Source organism: Flavobacterium enshiense (assembly GCF_040750275.1).
Lineage (GTDB): Bacteria > Bacteroidota > Bacteroidia > Flavobacteriales > Flavobacteriaceae > Flavobacterium > Flavobacterium enshiense_B.
The window spans coordinates 432,152-454,659 of sequence record NZ_JBDOCV010000002.1 but is presented as its reverse complement, the minus strand read 5'-3'; the positions used below and the strand labels follow the sequence as shown (position 1 = coordinate 454,659).

The 22,508-nt window shown below is 35.0% G+C and carries 14 protein-coding genes; 4 read left to right on the top strand and 10 right to left on the bottom strand.

Annotated features, from left to right (window positions below; translation table 11 throughout):
- Positions 1–64: 64 nt before the first annotated feature.
- Both ABGT15_RS04900 and ABGT15_RS04895 read left to right on the top strand, forming a co-directional pair.
- The gene (locus tag ABGT15_RS04900; RefSeq protein ID WP_367230299.1) at positions 65–1,132 is read left to right on the top strand and encodes a ligand-binding sensor domain-containing protein; all 1,068 of its coding nucleotides are present in this window, start codon (positions 65–67) and stop codon (positions 1,130–1,132) included.
- Between the two features lie 104 nt (positions 1,133–1,236).
- Positions 1,237–2,022: a hypothetical protein gene (locus ABGT15_RS04895; protein ID WP_367230298.1), complete on the top strand. Its 786-nt coding sequence runs from the start codon at positions 1,237–1,239 to the stop codon at positions 2,020–2,022.
- A 65-nt stretch (positions 2,023–2,087) separates the two neighbouring features.
- On the opposite strand, the gene ABGT15_RS04890 is transcribed toward ABGT15_RS04895, so the two are convergent.
- Positions 2,088–2,510: a VOC family protein gene (locus ABGT15_RS04890; RefSeq protein ID WP_367230462.1), complete on the bottom strand. Its 423-nt coding sequence runs from the start codon at positions 2,508–2,510 to the stop codon at positions 2,088–2,090.
- Between the two features lie 86 nt (positions 2,511–2,596).
- A complete protein-coding gene (locus tag ABGT15_RS04885) occupies positions 2,597–6,298 on the bottom strand; it encodes a metallophosphoesterase (protein ID WP_367230297.1) in 3,702 nt (1,233 codons plus the stop codon).
- Between the two features lie 57 nt (positions 6,299–6,355).
- Here ABGT15_RS04885 and ABGT15_RS04880 point away from each other — a divergent pair, with 57 nt between their 5' ends.
- Entirely contained in the window at positions 6,356–7,546 is a 1,191-nt protein-coding gene (locus ABGT15_RS04880; RefSeq protein WP_367230296.1) for a Pycsar system effector family protein, read from the top strand.
- Here ABGT15_RS04880 and ABGT15_RS04875 read toward each other — a convergent pair.
- On the bottom strand, positions 7,543–9,852 hold the full coding sequence (locus ABGT15_RS04875) for a GAF domain-containing protein (protein WP_367230295.1): 2,310 nt from the start codon (positions 9,850–9,852) through the stop codon (positions 7,543–7,545). The two genes, ABGT15_RS04880 and ABGT15_RS04875, sit on opposite strands and share 4 nt — an antisense overlap.
- 323 nt (positions 9,853–10,175) lie before the next feature.
- On the opposite strand from ABGT15_RS04875, the gene ABGT15_RS04870 reads away from it, so the two are divergent.
- Entirely contained in the window at positions 10,176–15,569 is a 5,394-nt protein-coding gene (locus ABGT15_RS04870) for a T9SS type A sorting domain-containing protein (RefSeq protein WP_367230294.1), read from the top strand.
- Positions 15,570–15,830: 261 nt separating this feature from the next.
- Here ABGT15_RS04870 and ABGT15_RS04865 read toward each other — a convergent pair whose 3' ends face one another.
- From ABGT15_RS04865 to ABGT15_RS04835, 7 genes are all read right to left on the bottom strand, one after another.
- Entirely contained in the window at positions 15,831–16,892 is a 1,062-nt protein-coding gene (locus tag ABGT15_RS04865) for a PoNe immunity protein domain-containing protein (protein ID WP_367230293.1), read from the bottom strand.
- Between the two features lie 227 nt (positions 16,893–17,119).
- Positions 17,120–17,752 (bottom strand): hypothetical protein, encoded by a 633-nt coding sequence (locus tag ABGT15_RS04860; protein ID WP_367230292.1) that lies wholly within the window; start codon positions 17,750–17,752, stop codon positions 17,120–17,122.
- A gap of 58 nt (positions 17,753–17,810) precedes the next feature.
- On the bottom strand, positions 17,811–18,446 hold the full coding sequence (locus tag ABGT15_RS04855; protein WP_367230291.1) for a hypothetical protein: 636 nt from the start codon (positions 18,444–18,446) through the stop codon (positions 17,811–17,813).
- Positions 18,447–18,448: 2 nt separating this feature from the next.
- Positions 18,449–18,829, bottom strand: coding sequence for a hypothetical protein (locus ABGT15_RS04850; RefSeq protein WP_367230290.1), 381 nt, complete (start codon positions 18,827–18,829; stop codon positions 18,449–18,451).
- A 45-nt stretch (positions 18,830–18,874) separates the two neighbouring features.
- Positions 18,875–19,669, bottom strand: coding sequence for a hypothetical protein (locus tag ABGT15_RS04845; RefSeq protein ID WP_367230289.1), 795 nt, complete (start codon positions 19,667–19,669; stop codon positions 18,875–18,877).
- A 271-nt stretch (positions 19,670–19,940) separates the two neighbouring features.
- Positions 19,941–20,381 carry an immunity protein YezG family protein gene (locus ABGT15_RS04840; protein ID WP_367230288.1) on the bottom strand — a complete coding sequence of 147 codons (441 nt, stop codon included), beginning with the start codon at positions 20,379–20,381 and terminating at the stop codon, positions 19,941–19,943.
- A gap of 15 nt (positions 20,382–20,396) precedes the next feature.
- Complete coding sequence (locus tag ABGT15_RS04835; protein ID WP_367230287.1) at positions 20,397–22,493, bottom strand: DNA/RNA non-specific endonuclease; 2,097 nt, start codon at positions 22,491–22,493, stop codon at positions 20,397–20,399.
- Positions 22,494–22,508 lie beyond the last annotated feature (15 nt).

The window sequence follows — 22,508 nt, the reverse complement described above, 5'->3', positions numbered from 1 at the left end:
TTCCTGTATTTGCGAAAACTTTAAGATAAACGATATGATTAATCAGAATAAAATAGCAAGACAAATGATAAAACTCTCATTATTAGTAGTATTCATTTATTTTTCTTCTTGTAAGGATCAAATCAAAACTAAAAGTATAATCAGTAGTGAAACGGAACAGAAAACTAATGCTTTCAAAACGAATACAGTAACCAAAATTGACAGGAATATCCGCAGTATTTTCCAGGATAAAAAAGGGAATTACTGGTTTGGTACAAATGGAGCAGGAGTGTATCGTTATGATGGTACAACATTGCTGCAATTTACGGAGAATGATGGTCTTTCCAATAATCAGGTTCAAAGTATTCAGGAAGACAAATTCGGAAACATTTGGTTTGGTAATGGTTTATTTCGTGTAAGTCGTTTTGATGGACAAACGTTTACCACACTCACAAATTCATTTGACAGTAGTTCCGTCAGTAATTGGGAAATAAAACCTGACGACCTTTGGTTTTATGCTGGAGGTGGAATTTTTCATTATAGCAATAATTTATTTTCGTATTTACCTCTGAATGAAACAGATGGTAAATCTAAGGATTTGCAAAATTCTCCCTATAACTTAAGTTCCTACGCAGTTTATTCAATTTTGAAAGACAAAAGGGGCAATCTTTGGTTTGGTACTCAGGCAAAAGGAGTTTGCAGATATGATGGTAAATCGTTAACTTGGTTTACTGAAAAAGGTCTGAGCGGACCAGCAGTACTTAGTTTGTTTGAAGACAGTAAAGGGAATATCTGGTTTGGAAATAATGGAGCTGGATTATTCCGATATGATGGAAAATCGTTAGTCAATTTTACAGAAACAAAGGGACTAAGTAATAATGAATTTCGAATTTCAGGCAAACCGGGTTTAGGCACTTTGGCTCGCATTTATTCTATAACTGAAGACAATAACGGAAACCTTTGGATTGGAACCGTTGATGCCGGTGTTTGGAAATACGATGGAAATAATTTAATCAATTATACCACTAAAGACGGACTTACCAGCAATGCTGTAAACACAATTTATAAAGACAAAAAAGGAAACCTTTGGTTTGGAACAGACGAAGACGGGATTTGTAAATTCAATGGAAAAACGTTTACTAGTTTCTTATAAAATACATTAATTGATTGATAATGAATATCGCATCATTTTTATCGGGTTCTCTCTTTTGTTTTTTGCTTGTTTCCTGTACTGCACAAGTAAAAGAGCCTGAGGCAATGTTTAAATTGCCCAAGGAATTAAAAGAAATTTCAGGGATAGAACTCGTAAAAGAAAAACTATTTGGAATTGCCGACAGCGGTAACGAAAATATTGTCTATCAGATAGATAATAAAGGTGATATCGTCAAAAGAACTACAATCACAGATGCCGAAAATATTGACTGGGAAGATTTAGCTTCCGATGCTGAAGGAAACCTGTACATAGGTGATTTTGGTAATAACGATAACGAGCGCAGAGATTTAAGCATTTACAAAATCAGCAGCGATTCTTTGGATGAGGAACAATGTAAGTCGGTTTCCAAAATTAGTTTCAGTTATCCGGAACAAAAGGATTTTCCACCAAAGAAATCCGAATTGTGGTATGATGTGGAAGCCTTTATAGTTTACAAAAATCATTTTTATCTGTTTACGAAAAATCGGAGCAAAAAATTCGATGGGACGACCTTGCTTTATCGTGTACCGATGCATTCCGGAAATCATGAAGCCAAATTAATCGGCTCGTTTAAAACAGAAGCCAATTACAATAACAACGCCATTACAGGAGCAGCCATAAATTCGGAACAGAATAAAATAGTTATTCTAAGTCATAGTAAAATTTGGCTTTTTGAGGATTTTAAAGGAGATAATTTTTTCAGTGGAAAAACCACGGAGTTGCCATTACAACATTACTCGCAAAAAGAAGCCGTTACTTTTAAAAACAATTCGACACTCTGGATTGCCGATGAAAAAGTTAAAAAGAATGGAGGTAATATTTATCAGTTTCACCTCAACGAGTTAAACTAACAATGTGTTGTTCTTAAAAGCTTAGCTAAGCTATTGTTTAAAATCATAGTTTACTTTTTTTGCTTTTATTTCAATGGTTCAGCAATTCCGATTAAAATTCCTTCAGGACCACGAATGTAACAAAGTCTGTAAGAATCTTGATATTGAACTACTTCTTCGACAAGTTGCGCACCGTGTTTGTAAAGTCTGTCGAGTGTATCGTCTATGTCTGCAACCGCAAACATAACGCGTAAATAGCCTAAAGCATTTACCGGAGCATTGCGATGATCTTCTATCACTTTCGGATTGAGAAATCGTGATAATTCCAGTCGACTGTTTCCGTCTGGTGTAACTAACATGGCAATTTCTACGGTTTGATGGCCAAGTCCTGTAACCCGGCCAGCCCATTCGCCTTCAATCATTGCCCTTCCTTCTAACTCTAGACCGAGTTCCTGGAAAAAAGAAATTGTGTCGTCCAGAGATTCTACCACAATTCCAACATTGTCCATTCGAAGCAAATTATGTTTTGTCATAGTCTTAAATATTTATGATTTAGCCAATTTCTTTTAGTGGTGCATAATATTCAGTACTGATGTTAAAAGCCAAAACCTAATCCGAAAGCAAAACGATTTCCGTCTGAACTGTTAAAAAAAGTCGCTCTTGCTGTAACAGTATTCAGTCCGTTTAGCCAAATTCCGCCACCTACGGATTGATGCCATTTGTCTGAAGTTTCACTGTCAAGCCAAACGCGTCCGTAATCGTAGCCGCCTAAAATTCCGTAGCTCATAGGAATAATACTTTTTCGTATTTTCCCGATAGACCATCTCAAATCAGAGCTTTGAAAGAACGATTGTTTTCCTAAAAAACGCTGGGTTCTGAAACCTCTTAAATCGTAATCACCACCTAATGAAGCTCCTTGATAAAATTCATAATTGTCATTTAAGACCGCTTTACCTTTTAATAATGTTCCGAAGACAAGTTTTCCATTGGAACTGATTTTATGACTGATACCGTAAGCTCCTTCCAGATAAGGGAAGTTTCTTTCAAATTCCGACAGATTTGCTTTCCAGCTTGCCAGTAAATAAAAAGTCATCCCCATGGTTGGGTTAGAAGCATTATCGTAATTTTCGAAACCATATTTAAAGTCGATGCCTGCAAATTGCTGGTACTCGAATACTTCAGGATTTACAATGCCTGGTAATTTTATAAAACGATCACTGTTTTCTTCGACTTCTATGTTTTCAAAATGAAGCTGAATTTGTGTGTTGCTTCCGTTTTTACCAATTCGGCGCAGTGATGGAGCCACTTTAAAAATCTGAATCTTAACACGGTTATAATCCATTCCGAAAGTATCGTCATTGTTTGGTGTTTCATTGCCATAGCCAAAATAATTGATACTGAAATTAGGTGTAGTGTATCGGGCATCAACTTCAAAATTCCAGTTGCCGACAGCTTTGGTGAAAATATTGTTATAAAATAATTCGAAGCCACCGGTAGCAAAATAATAGTTGCCTTTAAAACTGTGTTTTTGTTCGTAAGGATTATTGATAAAACCATATTTGGTGTAACTGATCGCAGCTCCTAATTTAATACCGTCATCAGGGTTAAACCCGAGAGATGGAAGTATCATCGTTGCGTTGAAAGTAGGCCTTTTGTAATAATATTCGTTGGCCTCATAATCATCAGATAGCGCAATTGAAGTGTTATTTTCGGTCTTAAAAGTATTCTCTTTCGATTTGAAATCGTGAATTTTAATTTTTTTTCCGTTTTCAACCAGATAAGAATCATTATTCTGACCACCAATCAAACGGATAAAAACAGGATTGTTTCCTTTGCCTTTTACTTCAAAAATATCATCATCATCTAATCCGTACAGCCATATTTCGTTGGTTTTAGCTTTACTGTATTCTCTTGAGAAGCGAATTTCTTCACCGTCTTTTTTTATTCTGGAAATTTCAATTTTTGTTTTGCCTTGTGCTAATCGAGTAATTACAAATTTGTCCTTTTTATCCGTTCCTAAAAGCAAGATTTTCTTTTCCAGTAATTCGCTATAACGAATTGCATATTGCTCAAGTTCAAGTTTTCTGGACTTTAATTTTGTCTTTAAATCTGAAGTGGTAGCATCGTTGTTTATTTCTTTTGGAAGATTGGCAAAAGCCTTGTCAATATCCTCATCTGATAAATTGTCAACAATATAACGTGCTTGTTCCTTCCATACGTTTACATCGTTATTTCTTATAAAAGCTTTATCGAGGGAATTCGCTGCAAAATTGAACCATTTTAAATTTGGAAGTTCTTTTTTGAATGATGTCATGTGTCTGGCCGCCGGGATATTAGCAATTAAGCTAAGCAGGTTTCCATCAATTTTTGCAAAAGCCTGATCACGGTCGCGCGGAATTGGTTTATAAATTATTTTGTCTCCCTTTTTATATTCAGCCCAACGCCATTGATCGATGTGTCGGTCCCAATCGCCAATCAGTATATCGAAAAGACGGGCTCTTATATAGGATTGCTCATCTACTTCATATTTTTCGTCTTTGCGCAAGTTGGCTAATAAATCATCACTACCAACTATTGCATCCGGTTTTCCGAAGCTTTCCAGTTCTTTGTGTTCGTCAATCGGGCGTTCTTCAATCATGTATAATTCATCCCCAAAGCCGTCATTATATCTTCCAAGAGTTTGTTGTTTAGGAATGTAAAATAATTTCGGATTGGAATGATAAACACCTACGTTGTCTGCCAAATCCCCAATGATAAAAGGGGTGAAAGGATGTGCAGTAGTGTAGTAATCATAAATAAAAGCCTCGGCAGTTGTGTTTTTAAATTCATTTTCAACATTTTGATTGTTAAATGCTACAGTTTGTAAAAAGCGGGTAGCACTTTTTTTCAAGGCTCTCATTACATATTCTTTTCCGTTTTTATCTTTAAGGCGAAGGGATAAGGATTGATGTCCACCTCCGGCTATTGCAGGTTTTAGGCCTCCGAAAAGCGTATCCAGATAAACAATTGGGGCTTCAATATCTTTTCCGTAATAGTTTCTGTAATGCTCACCCCAAAAGAATCTGTAAAAAGCATTCTTTTCCGTCATTTTTTTTGAATAGATGGAAGAAGATATGGTTTTGGCATTAATTTTTGGGTAATCAGTCTGAAGAGTACTTTCCGGAGTAATCAGGGTTTGTTTAAAAAGCTCTTTTTCCTGATTGTTTTCCGTACTGAAAAACTGAACTTCCGTACTTCCGTTTTGCTTCATTTTCAGGATTGCATAGCCATTTCCTCCGAAAGAAAAATTAGTAGGGTAGATGGTTCTTGCCGCTTCTTTTTTTGAGGCAGATCCGCTTATGATTTGTTTTAAACCTTCGTGTTCAATGTATTGAAGATTATGTTCATGACCGGAAACCACGATAATATTTTTTTTGTTTTGAATCATCGGCAATATTCTGCTGATGAATGCTGAATATTGTTTGTTTTGGATATCCTGCGGACTAATACCCGAAGTCTTTCTTAATAAATTGATAAACGATCCCAATACAGGAACAGGAATTCTGTTTTTTGAAGGATACAACTGTTTTTCCCATGAAAATTGACCGCCATGCGGACCATTACTCATCAGCGGATGATGGATGGCAATAATTGTTGTTTTATTCTGATTCTTATTGATTTGACTTTCAAATTCTTCGAAAAATTTTTCACGGGTTTTAATATCGCAATTGTCATTAATGGTTGGTTGGTTATCCCAATCTTCCAAAAACCATTGACTGTCAACAACAATAAGAGCAATACTGTCGTTGATATTTACGTTGTCGATCGCACAACTTTTTCGGGGCAGGAAAGACTTTTTTTCTTTCAGATATTCGTTGACATAAAGTTCTTGCTGCTGAAGCCCTTTTATTCCATGATACCAATCATGATTACCTGGAATAAAAATGGTTTTTCCTTTGAACTGGTTTGAAATTTTGAGTTGGTTTTTAAGTTTTGTTTCTGATGTTGCATATTCCGGGTCATTTTTATCGGCAGGCATTCCTAAGGGATAAATATTATCTCCCAGAAAAAGCAAAGTGGAATTTTTTGATGCGGTTTTCAGTTTTTGTTCTAAAAGGGATAGTGTTTCCTGGGTTTGGGTTTCATCGGCATTTCCGGCATCACCAATCAGGTAAAAAGTGTGGATTGTTTTGACAGAATCGTTAGCCTGATTTTGAACTTCCGATTTAGTATCCTTTCCAAATTGCGCGTTATGTGTCGCACACGATTGAATTAGTAAGACTAATGTAGTAAACAGGAGAAGATAAGTATTTCGCATTAATCGTTCGTTTAGCCAAAACAATTTCATAACTTAGTAATATTAAAAGAGAATATAATGAATATTATTCAAAATGCGGAAGACTTCGTTTTCAATCTATTGAAAGAATCGCTTCCGGATTCTTATACGTACCATAATTTTAACCATACACAAAAGGTGGTTACAGCATCCAAGAATCTTATTCAGCATGAGAATATTAATTCAATGGAAGCTGAAATAATCCTCATAGCAGCCTGGTTTCATGACACGGGTTATACAAAAGGGTTTCAAAGTCATGAAAATGAAAGCATTACAATAGCTAAGGATTTTCTTAAAAACCATAATAAAGATAGTGAATTTATTGATAAAGTATCTCGGTTAATTAAAGCGACTGAAGTTAATCATCATCCACAGAACATTTCTGAGAAAATAATTAAGGACGCGGATTATTGGCATTTTGCAAATGAAGATTACCTTTCAATTTGTCAGTTGTTGCGTGAAGAGTGGCGTTTAACACAAAATAAAATATTTACCGATCTGGAGTGGGCAACAGAAAACAGACACATTTTAGTAAACTGTCACCGTTATTTTACGGACTATGCCAAAGAAAATTGGCAATTGCTGAAAGATAAAAACATCTTCCAACTGCATAACGAGATTAAAAAACTGTCAGGAGAAAATACTGGTTTCACTAAATCAAAACTTAATAAAAAAAAGCTCGAAAAGTTGGAACGGCCTGAGCGTGGTATCGATACTATGTTCAGAACAACCTTAAGTAATCATACCCGATTAAGTGAAATTGCAGATAGTAAAGCAAACATTTTACTTTCAGTAAATGCAATCATCATTTCCATTGCGCTTTCAACCTTAATCCCAAAATTAGACAGTCCCGGCAACGTTCATTTGATTATACCTACTTTTACACTTTTGATGTTCAGTGTAGTATCTATCATCTTTGCTATTTTATCGACTCGTCCTAAAGTTACCAGTGGTATTTTTACCCGAAAAGATATAGAAGAGAAAAAAGTTAATTTACTTTTCTTTGGAAACTTCTATAAAATGCCACTTGCTGAATACGAGTGGGGCATGAACGAATTAATGAAAGACCGTGATTATCTATACAATTCGATGATAAAAGATTTGTATTATTTAGGTTTGGTTTTAAACAGAAAATACAAGCTTCTGCGAATTACCTATACGATTTTTATGGTTGGTATTATTTGTTCGGTAATTACTTTTGTATGGGCGTTTAAAAATGCAGGCATTTAATCTAGTTTGACTTTTACACGAATGGCTTTTAAACCCGAAACGCCTTGTAAATCTTCCACTTCCAGAAATTCTACGGTTGGTTCCAGTATTTTCTGAAACTGAAGGTACTCAATGTATTTTGTATATTCCTTTTCTTCATCGGTATGGGAATAAACAATGGTAATTTTACCTTGCTCGGTAATACGCTTTTGAGTTCCTTTTTCCATGGCTTTGTCAATTCGTTTTTTTACCACTTCATATCGGGCATTGTAGGAACCGTCAACATCGAATCGTTTTTCGTCCATTCTGAAACGGATGGTTATCGGCGAACTGAAAACCAAAATCAGCGATGTGACTTCCAAAGGGTAAGGAAGTGAGTCTTTTAAAGCATAATGTTCTTTTTCCATTTCGGCCAGAACATGAAGTTGCCATAGCCGCATATTGTACAAAAAGGTTAAATTAAAATTCGATTGCGGCGCTATGGAATGACCAATGTACATATTGTGTTCAACACCATCGGTATTAAAACGTTCAAAATAGTGAGGAAAGATACTTTGGGCTTCTTTTTGTTTGAAATCTAAAACAACACTGAGCTTTTTATTTATGGTTGTTAGCGTTGTATCGAATTTTTTTCTTTCATTGTAATAACTCCCGGTATTTTCATCTATTTTATCAAAATAATCCTGAACAAGTTTTGAAATTTTACTGTTGTTGATTTCACTATTCAGAATAGGATGGATTTCCATTTCCACATAGCGGTTAATCTGTTGTTCACTATCGGCTTTTAAATTGGTTAAGATGTCTTTTAAATAAGATTCTAACTCAAATTTCCGCTGCTCAAGAATTTCAAGATTTGTTTCCCGCTGTAATACTGTAATAATATGAATCAGATCATTTAATTGATTTTGAATGTCATTTTGAACAGCATGATTTCGGTTGCCCGACGATTCTTTAATATCAATTTGTCCATACAGCGGATACACATCTTTAAAAACGATTTCTTTAAAAGCGTAATTAGGGTTGGAATGTTCGTTAACAATGAATTTGCGGGCTTCTTTTTGAAACTTCCAATAGACACTTGGATGAATTGTGGTGTATTCTTTCTGAATTACTACTTCTATATTATTTTGAAGATCGGAATTGTATCGGTCAATTGTGTCCACAATGAAAGGCATAACAATATCCAGTTTGTTGGCATTTAGGGTGTTTAATTCTCCTTTTCGGGATGAAACCATTTCAACGATGCCTAAAAGCGTATCATTTTTTACGACTGGGGCTAAAATGCAGCTTTTAATATTTTGTGAAAGCAGATGAGATCCAAAAAAGTGGTTTCCTTCATCAGCGGTGAATTTTTCCAGATTCGATATAGCAAGGGTTTTCTTTTCATCAACCAACGTCTGATACACTTTGCTGTTTAATATGTTGGTGCATTTTATCTCTGTGCCTTCACAAAGTAAAAAACTCTTGATTTTATTTTCGTTTGGAATTGTATTAAACTTGATTTCCTCTGAAACAAAAGAAGTAAAGCCAATCTGTAAATCGGGAATTTTAAATATGGACTGAAATATTTTTTCAAAAGCCTCACCAAAATCAGTTTCTTCTCCATTTATTTTAAGCAAACTGCTTTTTAAATTAGAGACTGCATTATCAGTAGTGGCATCATAAAGGATTACTATTCCAAATCCTTTTAAGATCCAGCTGTTAGGCGGAAATTTTTCTTTCCATAATTCGATGTCGTCAAAATTATCGATTAGCTGATCAATATCTTCCTGAGTAATAATAACAGACGTTTCTGTAGGGATTATTTCTAAAAAATCGGCATTGTACAAAATACGATAATGCTTTGTAATTCCTTCTGCATCCGGTATATCGTAATAAAGTGGTTTGTTAAAATCAAAATGTTGGTTGTAATAGGCGTTTAATATTAAGCAGCAGCTCATCACATAAAATTGATGCTGGTCGAAATCACGAATGGTAATATCAAAGTTTGTCCCGGCTTCTCTCAGGATTTTCTTAAAGCGTTCTGTATAGTTAAAGGTAATGTTTAAGAAAGGTATGGTAACAGCCTTGATTTCATTGTGAGTAAGAGCTGTTGGAAATAAATCTGATAGTAGATGGTTAATTAGCACTGCATTATCATCTATTTGTCGCATGCTTGTAATCCCATCACGAAGTTCTGGAAATTCAGCCGTTTTCTGCAAAAGCGCTTTGGCGTAGTTGGAACGGTAATCTACATCGGAAGCAGCAATCTGCTCTAAGGTTTCCATTACTTTATGGAAAGATATTTTTATCTGGAATGGATTTTCCTGAAATTCGTTAAAATTCATTTTTGTTTTGGCTTATGGACTATAAAGTTAGTGAATAAGCTTCATTGAAGTACCTTTTTTTATCTTTTGGTTAACTAAAATTGAACTTATCATCGGATTTTGTAAATATTAAAATATAGGAATTATAATACGACTCATATATGTGTTAGCAAATGACGATAATCGATTATTTATGTTTATTGTGGGAAAAAACACAATATACTTTAGCTAATATTTAATTTTACGTGTCTCTAAAAACAACTAAAATATTGTAAAACAGTATTTTATCAAAATCCACACTTTACAGGCATTTTCAAGGAGTATTCAAACAAAATTATTATTGTATGAAGTCAACTTTTACTTATGTTATACTAACATTCCTATTGTTTGTTGGTAGTGTGAGCTCGTATCCTAATGTAAGGGTAACGGAAATTCACAAAGATAAGGTGTCAACTTTGAGTAACGGAACTATTCAATGCAACACCGAAGAACCTATTCCTCTTGCAGGAAATGTATTTGATAATCTGACATCCAGTTTTTCCACTTCAGGTTTATGTGTTTTAGGGTGCGGCATATCAAACATATCAAGATTAACGGATACGAATTTAAGTAATTACGCAACTGTTACTACCGCTATTGGGGTTGGCGTAACACACAGGTTGAGAGTAACGGATAATAATGATGTGTTTTCATCAGGAACTTTTGCAGGATTTCGCATTGCTCCGAATGGTGGAATACTTTCAGTAGAATTACTGGATAATATTTCCATAAAAACTTATTTAGGAGGCACTTTGCGAGAATCGTTTACAGGAACATCCCTTATCAGTTTATCATTATTATCAAGTCCCGGAAATTACATTGTAGGATTTAACACTTCACAATCGTTTGATGCAATTGAAATTTCAATCAACAGTTTAGTCGGAGTGTCAACATCTACAAATGTTTACTATGCTGTAATAAGGAATTACTGTGCCGGCCCAGATTTGGTCTGTAATACTCCTACAAGAATGAATCTTCCGAATTATCCGGCGGCCATTCAAAATTCGCATACAGGATTGTCCGGTATTGGGGTGGGTAGTATCATAAATCCTGAATCTGCAATATCTTCAAGCACAATAGATTATGCAGGATTGAATTTAGTTTCGGGTGTCGCTGGTTCTGTGAATTTAGCTGTAAAAGATCAAATTACAGATTATCCGACAGGAACCTATGCAGGCTTTGAAATAGAAAATAGTAATCTGGTTACACTTTCAGCAATAGGCAATGTTCAGGTAAAAACGTATCTCAACGGTTCCTTTCGTGAACAGTTTTCGGGAAATAATTTACTTGTAAACGGAGGTCTGTTAGATGCATCCGGACGTTATAAGTTAGGTTTTGTTTCCACTTTATCGTTTGATGAAATTCAAATTTCAATTAACCAGACAGTTGGATTAAATTTGGGGCTGACAAAAGTTTTTGGTGCAGTTTTCCAGAAATTTTGTGCAGGACCGCCTTTGCCTTGTAACACACAAACAGCAATTAGCGCTCCAACTTATCCGGTTTTCATAAATGGGGTTCGAACAGGTATTGATGGAATAGCTTGCGTGGCATGCTCTATCAGTAACAGTGAAAATTTAATTGATGCCAATACATCTAATTATGCCTTGATAGACTTGACAGCAAGTGTTGGAACTAGTGGTAAAATTTCTGTAAAAGAGCAAATTACAGATTATCCGGCTGGAACTTTTGCAGGTTTCGACATTGAAGGCATCGCTTTATTGAATGCAAATGTTTTTGATGCCATAAGAGTTACGACCTATCTGAATGGTATCCAACAGGAAACAAAATGGGGTAGTGGGGCTTTAGTATCTGTAAACACGAATTTATTAATCGGAACGGGCAGGCAAACGGTAGGTTTTGTTTCAGCCATGCCTTTTGATGAAGTACAGATAGCTCTTACCAACACCGTTACGATCACTTTGGGAACTGTCAAGGTTTATAGTGCAGTATTGGAGAAATTCTGTCCTACAACGGTAGTATGTAATCAAACATATCCGCTTACAAATCCAACATTTCCAGTCACTATTGATGGCGCACGATCCGGAATTAATGGAGTGGCCTGCGCTGCCTGTGCTGTGAATAATGCTAATAATGTTTTGACACCAAGTACCTCAGATTATGCTAATATCTCCATTACTGTAGGCGCTTTAGCATCAGGTTCATTAGCAGTAGCCGATCAATTATTTACTTATCCGTCAGGAACTATAGCTGGATTTACTATCAAAGATCTGAACAATCTGATAGAACTGGATCTGTTTCAAATATTGACGATAGCAACATACAATAACGGCCAGTTCCAAGAATCGAGAACAGGGGCACAATTACTGAGTCTGTCACTGCTTACTCCAATTTTCGGCAGCGGTCCTGGTTTTTATAATGTAGGGTTTAAAACAACATTACCATTTGATGAAATACAAATTAAGGTAGGTTCATTGGCCAGTGCAATAAGTAATGTAAACGTTTATGGAGCTTTTGTAAATACGAAAGACAGTAACGATGGAGGAGGACCACTTTTTTGTGTTAGCTCCGATTTGGGTGTTGTCAAAACAGTTAGTAATGTAAATCCGCCTGTTGGCTCTACGGTTGTATTTACTATTGTAGCTTCAAATTCGGGTCCGAGAGACGCTGACGGTGTAGTTGTAAACGATCTTTTGCCATCAGGATACACTTATGTTAGCTCCACGGTTTCCACTGGAAGTTTTAACAATTCGACAGGGGTTTGGAATATCGGAAATTTAAATTCAGGAGCCAATGTCACACTAACCATTACAGTCATTGTTAATGCTACCGGAAATTACGTCAATACGGCAACAATAGTTGGGAATCAACCAGACCCAAATCCTAATAACAATACTTCCACATCGACAACAACTCCAGTTAATGTAATTATTGCCAATGATGATACCGGTACATCTGTTAACGGATACGCGGGTGGAACTTCTTTTACGAATGTGTTGGTTAATGATACAATTAACGGGCAGCCGGTTTTAGCCTCGCAGGTAAATACTACGTTTGTATCTTCCACAAATGCAGGTATTACGCTTTCGGGTACTAGTGTTGTTGTAGCTCCAGGAACTCCAGCCGGGTCTTATTCTTTGGTATACCAGATTTGCGAAAAATTAAATCCGTCTAATTGCGATACGGCTACCGTTAGTGTAACAGTTACCCCTCCGGTCATTGTTGCCCAGGATGATACTATTAATGGCGGAAACGGAACTACCGGCAATCCAAATGCAGGAAATGTACTTGCCAATAATGGAAACGGAAACGATACTTTAAACGGAACCAATGTTACTGTTTCACAAGTCAATATAACGGTCACCACTCCAGCAACTCCAATTAACGGTAATCCGGTTCCGGTGATTAATCCTTCTACCGGTCAGGTCTCCACACCATCTGGAACCCCGGCAGGAAATTACACATTGGTGTATCAGATCTGTGAAAAACTGAATCCAGCCAACTGTGATTCTGCAACAGTAACAGTAACGGTTACACCACCACAAATTGATGCTGTTAATGATATAGGTTCGTCTGTAAATGGTTATGCAGGCGGTACGACTTTTACTAATGTTTTGGTGAATGATACTCTAAATGGTCAACCGGTTTTAGCCTCGCAGGTAAATACTACGTTTGTATCTTCCACAAATGCAGGCATTACGCTTTCGGGTACTAGTGTTGTTGTAGCTCCAGGAACTCCAGCCGGGTCTTATTCTTTGGTATACCAGATTTGCGAAAAATTAAATCCGTCTAATTGCGATACGGCTACCGTTAGTGTAACAGTTACCCCTCCGGTCATTGTTGCCCAGGATGATACTATTAATGGCGGAAACGGAACTACCGGCAATCCAAATACAGGAAATGTACTTGCCAATAATGGAAACGGAAACGATACTTTAAACGGAACCAATGTTACTGTTTCACAAGTCAATATAACGGTCACCACTCCAGCAACTCCAATTAACGGTAACCCGGTTCCGGTGATTAATCCTTCTACCGGTCAGGTCTCCATACCATCAGGAACCCCGGCAGGAAATTACACATTGGTGTATCAGATCTGTGAAAAACTGAATCCAGCCAACTGTGATTCTGCAACAGTAATAGTGACGGTCACTCCTCCATTGATTGTGGCTCAAGATGATAATGCAGCACCAATTGGTACAGCGGGTGGAACTGCCTTCACAAATGTGTTGGTGAATGATACTTTAAACGGTCAACTAGTTTCCTTGTCACAAATTAATCTTACTTCGATATCATCTTCCAATTCAGGAATTACACTTCAAGGAACTAACGTAGTTGTTGCTTCCGGGACACCTCCAGGAAATTATACACTGGTGTACCAGATTTGTGAAAAATTAAACCCAACTAATTGTGATCAGGCAACCGTTTTTGTAACAGTTACCTGTGAACAAATAGTAGCACCAACGGCTTCTGTAACGGCACAGCCAACTTGTACCACAGCTACGGGAACCATTACGGTTAGTTCACCGGCTCCTGGAACGGGCATTAGTTATACGGTAACGGGAACCAATCCGGTTGTGGCACCGCAAAGCAATACAACAGGATTGTTTTCCGGTTTGGCTCCGGGAGTTTATTCGGTAACAACTTCTAAATCGGGATGTACTTCGGCAGCTGTTTCGTTAACTGTGAATCCGCAACCGACAACGCCTGCAGCACCAACGGCCTCTGTAACGGCTCAGCCAACTTGCACCACAGCAACGGGAACCATTACGGTTAGTGCACCGGCTCCTGGAATCGGTATTAGTTATACGGTAACGGGAACCAATCCGGTTGTAGCACCGCAAAGTAATACAACGGGAGTGTTTTCCGGTTTGGCTCCGGGAGTTTATTCGGTAACAACTTCTAAATCGGGATGTACTTCGGCGGCTGTTTCCTTGACTGTGAATCTGCAACCGACAACTTGTAATGTAGCTGGAATATTTCATACTAATGTGACATGTACCGACTATAGAAATAACGCAAGTAGTCAATTAATAGGTCAGTTGTGCTATGCAACGAGATCAAATAAAGTATCTAATGTAACACCAGGACAATTTTTCTATTATACGAGTATAACTGCACCATCATCCAGTTTCTGTGTAGAAATCATTGAGACTAAATCCTGTAGCAGTCTGGCGTTGTTTAGCATTCAGCAAAGCAATCAGATTACACTGTATAATGCAAGTTGTTCCAATGTTGCTTCAGGAATTCAGGTTTCACTGGGACTAGGAAGAGTTTGCATTAATAATGCTGTTCCGGGAGCCCAATACATACTTTCTGTAAAATACGATTCAAAATCTGTTGTAGGTTCTACTTTTACTGGTACGGCACCGATATGTCAGTATTCATTTGAAAGCAGAATTAATGGAGTTACCGTGGCTAATAGCAGTACAAGCATTAATATGGTGCCAAACTGTTCTACGGCGTTAGTTTCGAATACAGGTTCAGTAAATGCTAAATCTGTAATGTCAGTGGTTTTAGCACCAAATCCTTCAACTAATGATTTCGAATTACAAGTTGAATCATCCAGTAGTGAAGAAATAATCGTAAAAATTGCTGGTGTAAACGGAAGTTTTATCAGGGAAATTAAATCAACTTCTAAAGAAAATATACGTTTTGGTGAAGAACTTTCAAGAGGTATGTATTTTATAGAAGTGATTCAGGGTGAACAACGTAAAGTCGTCAGAGCATTAAAATTATAACTTATTGTATAGAAATGAATGATTGATAATTAAAAAGCCAATTCTAAAGAATTGGCTTTTTTTGGATACTATTATAATGGCCTATTTCTATCCGATATTGACCGTGTTTTTCGTAACGACTTTTATTACAATGTATTTGTGGCTGAAGAAGATGATTAAGGAGAATGGTTCAAAGTGAACTATCATCTTTAAATATAAAAGCTACAGCGGGTTTTGCTGTAGCTTTTTTGTGTGTACAAGTTGAAAGCTATTCGTTAGAAATTATACGCCATGTAATAAATCGTATGGGTAATATTTTAAGTCTTTAAAGGTGCTGTCGTCTAAGCCTAACAATTTTACTAAAGCAGCGCTTTCGAAACTCCAGTAGCCATCGTATGAATGGCTATTATGCCTTCCATGCCATGAGTTTGCTTGAGTTTTCTTATACCAATCACTTTTTACATATTTAAATAGTAATTTTGTTGCTTCTTCTTTGTTTTGAGTGTGTATTATATCGTACAAACTAGAATATTTATTGCCATATTTCATGATATCGAATCCTTTTGGGACTGATTCGTTTTGTATGGCATTACATAAAGTATCCAACAGAAAATCGGGTTTATTGACTACAAAACGCAATTTAATTAACCTTTCTAATTTTTCTTGATCAATATTCAAAATATAGCCTAAACTAAGCATAGAAAGTACATCCCAATAATCATCAACAACATAATAACCATCAAAATCTTTTTCTGTTTTTTTCCAACCGTTCTGCATATAATCTAATGCTTCCAAGTAGGTTGTTTTAATTTCTGATATTGAACTTCCAACAGAATATTGGCATTTTAAAAGATTTAAAGCATCTAAAAACATACTGTAATTTAATCGTCTTACATACTCATCTATTGGCGTTCTTACTTTACTAAAATCTCCGATTATTAGTTTTTGTTTATATTGACTAATTGAAGAATTGTAATCCTTAATGTTTTCTTCAAAATAAGCAGTATTTTTATATGTATCTCTCATAGATATTTTAACTTTTTCAATATGTATTGGAGGACTTTCCAATTTACCATAATTTTTTATAAGTCGATCTGTATATTCTTTAATAATATTTTTGGTAAAGTCATCCCATTCAGGATAGCTTCCTTTATGCAACGGTAAACTTTTAGACATGCCGGTTGGGTCTTTGTCAAAATCTTCTATTGTTTTGGCTAAGTTAATATTATTATTTTTTGTAAGTTTTTTACTGGCTAATTTGTCAGATATTTTATTGCCTACAGATAGTTCTAAAATGCTGAAATGATAAATTAAGAGTTTAATTTTTTTATTCCATAAAAACACCCGCCTCCAAAAAAATGAAGACGGGTGAGTTGTATGGTAATTGTTTTTATTGGTTATCTGCTCTTGGGAAGTTGTTGCTGTTTAAACCATCCATGGAGCTTTTACCGTTGATGATGATTTCGCGGAATCATAATAATTTAAAAATAGTTTAATAATTGGGTTTGTTATAGTTTAGTGTTTACCTATGTAAATAGTTATGCAACTCGAATCGAGCATAAAAAATATAATTAACTACTTACTTCAACCTCCTCAAATTCACATCCTTTTACACCAGCTGATTCTAAAGCACTTTTGGCCTCTTCTGTAATGAATAGTAAAGTTGAATCTTCTTCGATTTTAAAAATAGGAGGGAAACCGTTTAGTGGTTCTTTTAAAACCAATTCCCTGATGCTGCCGACTTTTTCTGGATAGAGATAATGTTCTTCAAATACAGACTTTTCTTTATTGAAAGCATCTATGTATTCTAATAATTGCAGTGCAATATAATCGTTGTTTTTTATCCTTAAATCGTCTAAACCAATGCCTTCTTCAATGTGATAAGCTTCTAATTCTTTGTGATTAAAAAAAACAATGGGAACAAGAGTGTGTTTGAAATTTCCAAGTTCGTTAAGTATCGAAAGCATTTTTTTGCTTAATATGTTTAATAACAAACTGTTAATAGGAAAGTCTGATTTAGGAATAACATTAAAATCTGCTCCGAAACATATTTTTTCAGGGAGTTTATGTTTTTCAATACCAGACATAAAAAAAGATATGTCTTTTTCATCTTCAAAAGGAATGTGAACAGCTCCTTCCTGGTATTTTACATAGTTTATTTTTCCTAAATATTTAAAATCGTTCCGTAGTTTGTAAATTTTCATGAATACTTAATGGGTTTATGATGAAAAAGTTGTTTTTAAATTGTTTGGTGAATCCAATTTAACGGCTTACTTCCACTTCTACAAATTCACATCCTTTTATGCCGGCAGTTTCTAAAGCAGTTTTGGCTTCTTCGGTGATGAATAGTAATGTTACATCTTCTTCGATTTTAAAAATAGGAGGGAAACCATTTATCGGTTCTTTTAAAACTAACTTTTGTATGCTTCCAATTTCATCTGGAAAAGCCCTTGACATCCTATATACCGAATTATCCTTGTCGAATGCAGCTGTAAAATCCATTAATTGGAATGCCAGATAATCTTCATTTCTTTCATTTAAATCTTCAAAACCAATGCCTTCTTCAATATGATAAGCTTCAAGCTCTTTATGATTAAACATAATTACAGGAATTGTGCGAAATTTAAATTCACCAGTGCCAGAAAGAATAGTTAGCATTTGATTACTCATAATGTCTATAAGTAAGCTATTTGCAGGATAATCGATAGTAGGGATAATTTTATAATCAGCCCCAAAATAAAGTTGTTTAGGAAGGTCAAAGCTTTCTATTCCAATTATTTGACCATATAAATCATCTTGTTTTTCATAAGGGATATTTACAGCACCTACTTGATGTTCAACAAAGTCTATGTGTCCTCTAGAATTTTCGCTTTTATTTAATATAAATACTTTAGTCATAATTATTTTAGTTTAGTTCCTTTTGGCAAACTTGAAATTTTATCATGTAAAATGTCTTCTATATCTAGTAATACATTCTTTAATATATTATCGGGAATATTTTCTAATTTTCCATATTTAGCAATTAGCTTGTTTTCTTGATTTTTAATGACTTTTTTTACAGATTCATCCCATTCAGGATGACTACCTTTATGCAACGGTAAATTTTTAGACATTCCAGTAGGATCTTTGTCAAAATCTTCTATTGTTTCGGCTAAGTTAATATTATTATTCTTTGTAAGTTTTTTACCGGCTAATTTGTCAGATATTTTATTGCCTACAGATAGTTCTAAAATACTGAAATGATAAATTAAGAGTTTAATTTTTTTATTCCATAAAAACACCCGCCTCCAAAATAGGAAGACGGGTGAGTTGTATTGTAATTGTTTTTATTGGTTATCCGCTCTTGGGAAGTCGTTGCTATTTAAACCATCCATGGAGTTTTTGCCGTTGATGATGATTTCGCGGCCACCATAATAATTTAAATAACCTAGTTCATTTGGTTCATCATAATCTGAAGGTAATTCATAAAAAGGAGTAAACTCCATTCCCACGATATTGTTTTCTTCAAACAGTTGTTTTGATTTTTCTGAGATGATGAAATAAGGCGCGAGATATATCCAATCTAGTTCTTTTTTTAAAAATAGTTTTTGTTCTGTTGGAAAAAAACCGTTATGTAGAAGTTCCAACAGATGTGGTTCATCTTTAATTTCTCCTTCATTATAGAATATGGTTTTTTCGCCCCCAAGGATGGAATAAAATGAGGATTTTCCATAGTCCATATACGGATTGATATTATCTTTAATTTGAAAAATATAATAAGGTAAATCTACGCCGTCTTTTATATTTAAAGTAATTGGATAAAATTTATGTTCAGGTAATTTTAACTGCTCTAATAAGGCTTTTAGCTTTGGGGAAACGGTATAAAATTGTAACATATGACATAAATTGTCCTCTAAGATCAAGGGACCATTGTAAAAATCAATGGCTTCATACAAAAAATCTTTGAATTTTTTATTGTGAACATCTCTTTCTAATCGGTATTGTAATTGATTGATGATTTCTGTAAAATCTTCATTTTCATTGTAATCTGTTCCGGAAAAAGTTACATTGTTAGAAGGATCAATTGATTGAGTCCGATTTATATTGGGTTCGAATGCTGTATTTAAAACATATAATTTCATTACTTTTTAAATTTTAAATCGTACGGCGTGTTTGGATTTAGGAAATAAATATAGGAAAATTCAATATTTTTTCTGTGGTAAATAAATACACTACCTTCAAAAAATGAAGACGGGTGAGTTGTATTGTAATTGTTTTTTTATTTATTTTTTTGATAGTATCATAATTCATTGAATATGCTTAAATAAAAAAGCTACAGCGGGTTTTGCTGTAGCTTTTGTGTTTATAAATTGTTTGTCATTTGTAAATCATAAACAATTTATTAATGTTATTTTATTTTTTATTTTTAATTTCTTTCAACCAATCTGGGATATATTGGTTTTTCCTAGGAAAACGATTAAGATCATCAATATATTTGTCATCACTCGGTTCGTAGGTAAATTCTGGCTTGAGATCATATTCGAAATTTATTGAAAATTCTCCGTCATGATTTACTTCAATTTCAGCAGTATACCATGTGCCTTTGTCAGTGTTTTTTTCATAAACAGCTTTTCTTAAATTAATGAAGATGAAAGTTAAATCTTCATCGTTGTCTTCTGTAAAAGGGTATTTTGGGTCGAAATAAAAAGTTTGGCTGTCTTCATCAATGTAAAAAGCTTCTATTTCAACAAATTTTGATATTACTTTAGCTGTTATTGTAAAAGATTTCCAATTATCTTGAGCGGGTAAATTATTGTGAGAAATCTCAATTATTGAATTAATATAGTTATCCATTTTTAATTTAAGTTATTACTCGTTAAATATAGTGAAATTTTTAATCTTGCCATCGATATTCTCTTTTATTTCAAAATGAGATGGTCTTATGGTTTCATCTGAATATTTTATTTTTATTTCAATATTAATATCAACTTTGGGGGTATTCTTTAAAGATTTTGCCCATTTTTTTTCCATTTGCCCCCATTCTCCACTATGATAATTATTGATAGTTTTATCCATAGGAACCAAATTTTCGTTTCCACCAAATCCGCCAAATTGATCCCCTATTAAGTGACCTCCTTGATCATTAGGAAGTCTTCCGTCACTTTTGCCTACATTTCTTTGTCTATATGGGTTTCTTGTCCCTTTTTCTAGCCTTAATTTTCCTTTAGCACTGTTGATTCTTCCTTTATTATCAGTTGAATATTCATATCCATTTTTGATATAAGAGGAGTTTACTTGTAAACGTTTTTTATCATTTTTTTTAATTTCTTTTTTCTTCTCTTTCTTCTCTTTCTCCCCAGGACTAAAATCGTCCACAACTCTTTTCGGTTCACTGGCTTTCATCCACAAATCAAACGTTTGTGCTTTGACATCTTTTTTTGGCCAGGTAACGTTAAGTTTAGGATATAATTTGGCTTGAGTATTAAGGGCTGTGAGTAACATGGTTTCATTGGCTCCTTGTGCATCCATTAGTTTAGCCGTGGCACGGGCTTGAAGTAATAGTGCCCAACGTTGCCAGTTCTTACCGTCGGCATCCGAATCTTTCTCGTATTCTCCTTTTTTGAAAAGTTTTTTAAGATGCTTGTTTGCTTTGAGCTTTTCCCTGACTTCGTCACCTAATTCGGCTATTTTTAGCAATACTTTCCCTAGTTTTCCTAATTTACTGGTCCATTTGGCTAAGTTGGCACTTCCGCCGGTGAAAATAGCAACCAAAATTTCTAACAAAATGGTGCCTAAAAAAATCCCAATAACACGGCCTTTTTCAAATGAAGAAGATTTAACCCAGTTTTTGATGGTTTTTTTTATCGATTCCCCAACATTTCCCAATATGGCAAGAAACATGTCTAAAAGTTCGCTAGGTTTTAAATTGGAAATCATGTTGATTACCGTTTCATACATCTTTTTTATTTTGGAAAAGAAAGTACCGGCAATCAAGTCTTTAATGGTTTGTATAATGGAGCCAACCATATCGACTAAACCTTCTAAAGCATCATAAATTCCTCGTAAAATTCCCTCTATAATACCAACGATTACTCCAGCAGCTCCTTGTAGAATTTCACCTGCAGCATCGACGGCCTTAATCGTAAGGTTCATAAATTCCGGACGTGAACTTAAGGAACCCAATTGCCTTTGTAATTCAATATATTTCTTGTTTGGAATTCTGACAATATGTTTACTAGATAGCTGTAGCTGACTGTATAATAATCGTGCACTATTAAATGTAGGGTCAAAACTTGCTTTTAATCCTAGTTCGGCAATTTTAGCTCCGCCAATGTTTTCTTTTAAAGTAATTCCGTGAGAATGTTTACTTTGTGTGTTGAGTAAATAGAAAGCTTCGGCTATTGTACGCATGTCATTGCCAGTTTCTAGTTTGTAGTTTTTAAAGTAAACTTTAGCGATATTGTTCTCGAAATTCTCTCCCGATTTTACATAATGGAAAGTTTGTGTGTAGCGGTCTAAATAATTATCTTTCGGAATAATCACAATATTGCTTTTTTCAATAAAACCAAATTGGCCGTCTAACGTTTTTATCTTGTACCAGCCGTTATTCTCAAGCTCTTCATGTATTACGGTAACCATTTCCGATGGCTTATATACTTTAGCATATCTGCCAACTTTTGCTTTGTATTTAGCATCATTAGGAGAAGGAGTGTAATGTAATCGGATTCCTTTTTCAGCAATGATAAATCCTCGAACATCCAGTCTTTTAATCCCAGACTGAGTTTGTTTTTTTGATGAAGGATTGGCTGTTTTTTTAGTATTGCTTCCTTTTTTTGCAGGAGTGTGTATAAGGTCATTAAAATCGCTTCCTGGAGCTTGCCATAGCGTTTGTAAAAATGGCTTAACTCGCGCCAATTCAGAAGGGCTGGCATTTTTGAGGGTTAGTGTATGTGTTTTTCGATTCATGGTCGTATTTTTATA

Bases quoted from the DNA above. Each gene is read 5' to 3' on its own strand.
- ABGT15_RS04900 (WP_367230299.1), top strand. From the start codon at position 65: ATGATAAAACTCTCATTATTAGTAGTATTCATTTATTTTTCTTCTTGT.
- ABGT15_RS04895 (WP_367230298.1), top strand. From the start codon at position 1,237: ATGTTTAAATTGCCCAAGGAATTAAAAGAAATTTCAGGGATAGAACTC.
- ABGT15_RS04890 (WP_367230462.1), bottom strand. From the start codon at position 2,510: ATGGACAATGTTGGAATTGTGGTAGAATCTCTGGACGACACAATTTCT.
- ABGT15_RS04885 (WP_367230297.1), bottom strand. From the start codon at position 6,298: ATGCGAAATACTTATCTTCTCCTGTTTACTACATTAGTCTTACTAATT.
- ABGT15_RS04880 (WP_367230296.1), top strand. From the start codon at position 6,356: ATGAATATTATTCAAAATGCGGAAGACTTCGTTTTCAATCTATTGAAA.
- ABGT15_RS04875 (WP_367230295.1), bottom strand. From the start codon at position 9,852: ATGAATTTTAACGAATTTCAGGAAAATCCATTCCAGATAAAAATATCT.
- ABGT15_RS04870 (WP_367230294.1), top strand. From the start codon at position 10,176: ATGAAGTCAACTTTTACTTATGTTATACTAACATTCCTATTGTTTGTT.
- ABGT15_RS04860 (WP_367230292.1), bottom strand. From the start codon at position 17,752: ATGAAAATTTACAAACTACGGAACGATTTTAAATATTTAGGAAAAATA.
- ABGT15_RS04855 (WP_367230291.1), bottom strand. From the start codon at position 18,446: ATGACTAAAGTATTTATATTAAATAAAAGCGAAAATTCTAGAGGACAC.
- ABGT15_RS04845 (WP_367230289.1), bottom strand. From the start codon at position 19,669: ATGAAATTATATGTTTTAAATACAGCATTCGAACCCAATATAAATCGG.
- ABGT15_RS04840 (WP_367230288.1), bottom strand. From the start codon at position 20,381: ATGGATAACTATATTAATTCAATAATTGAGATTTCTCACAATAATTTA.
- ABGT15_RS04835 (WP_367230287.1), bottom strand. From the start codon at position 22,493: ATGAATCGAAAAACACATACACTAACCCTCAAAAATGCCAGCCCTTCT.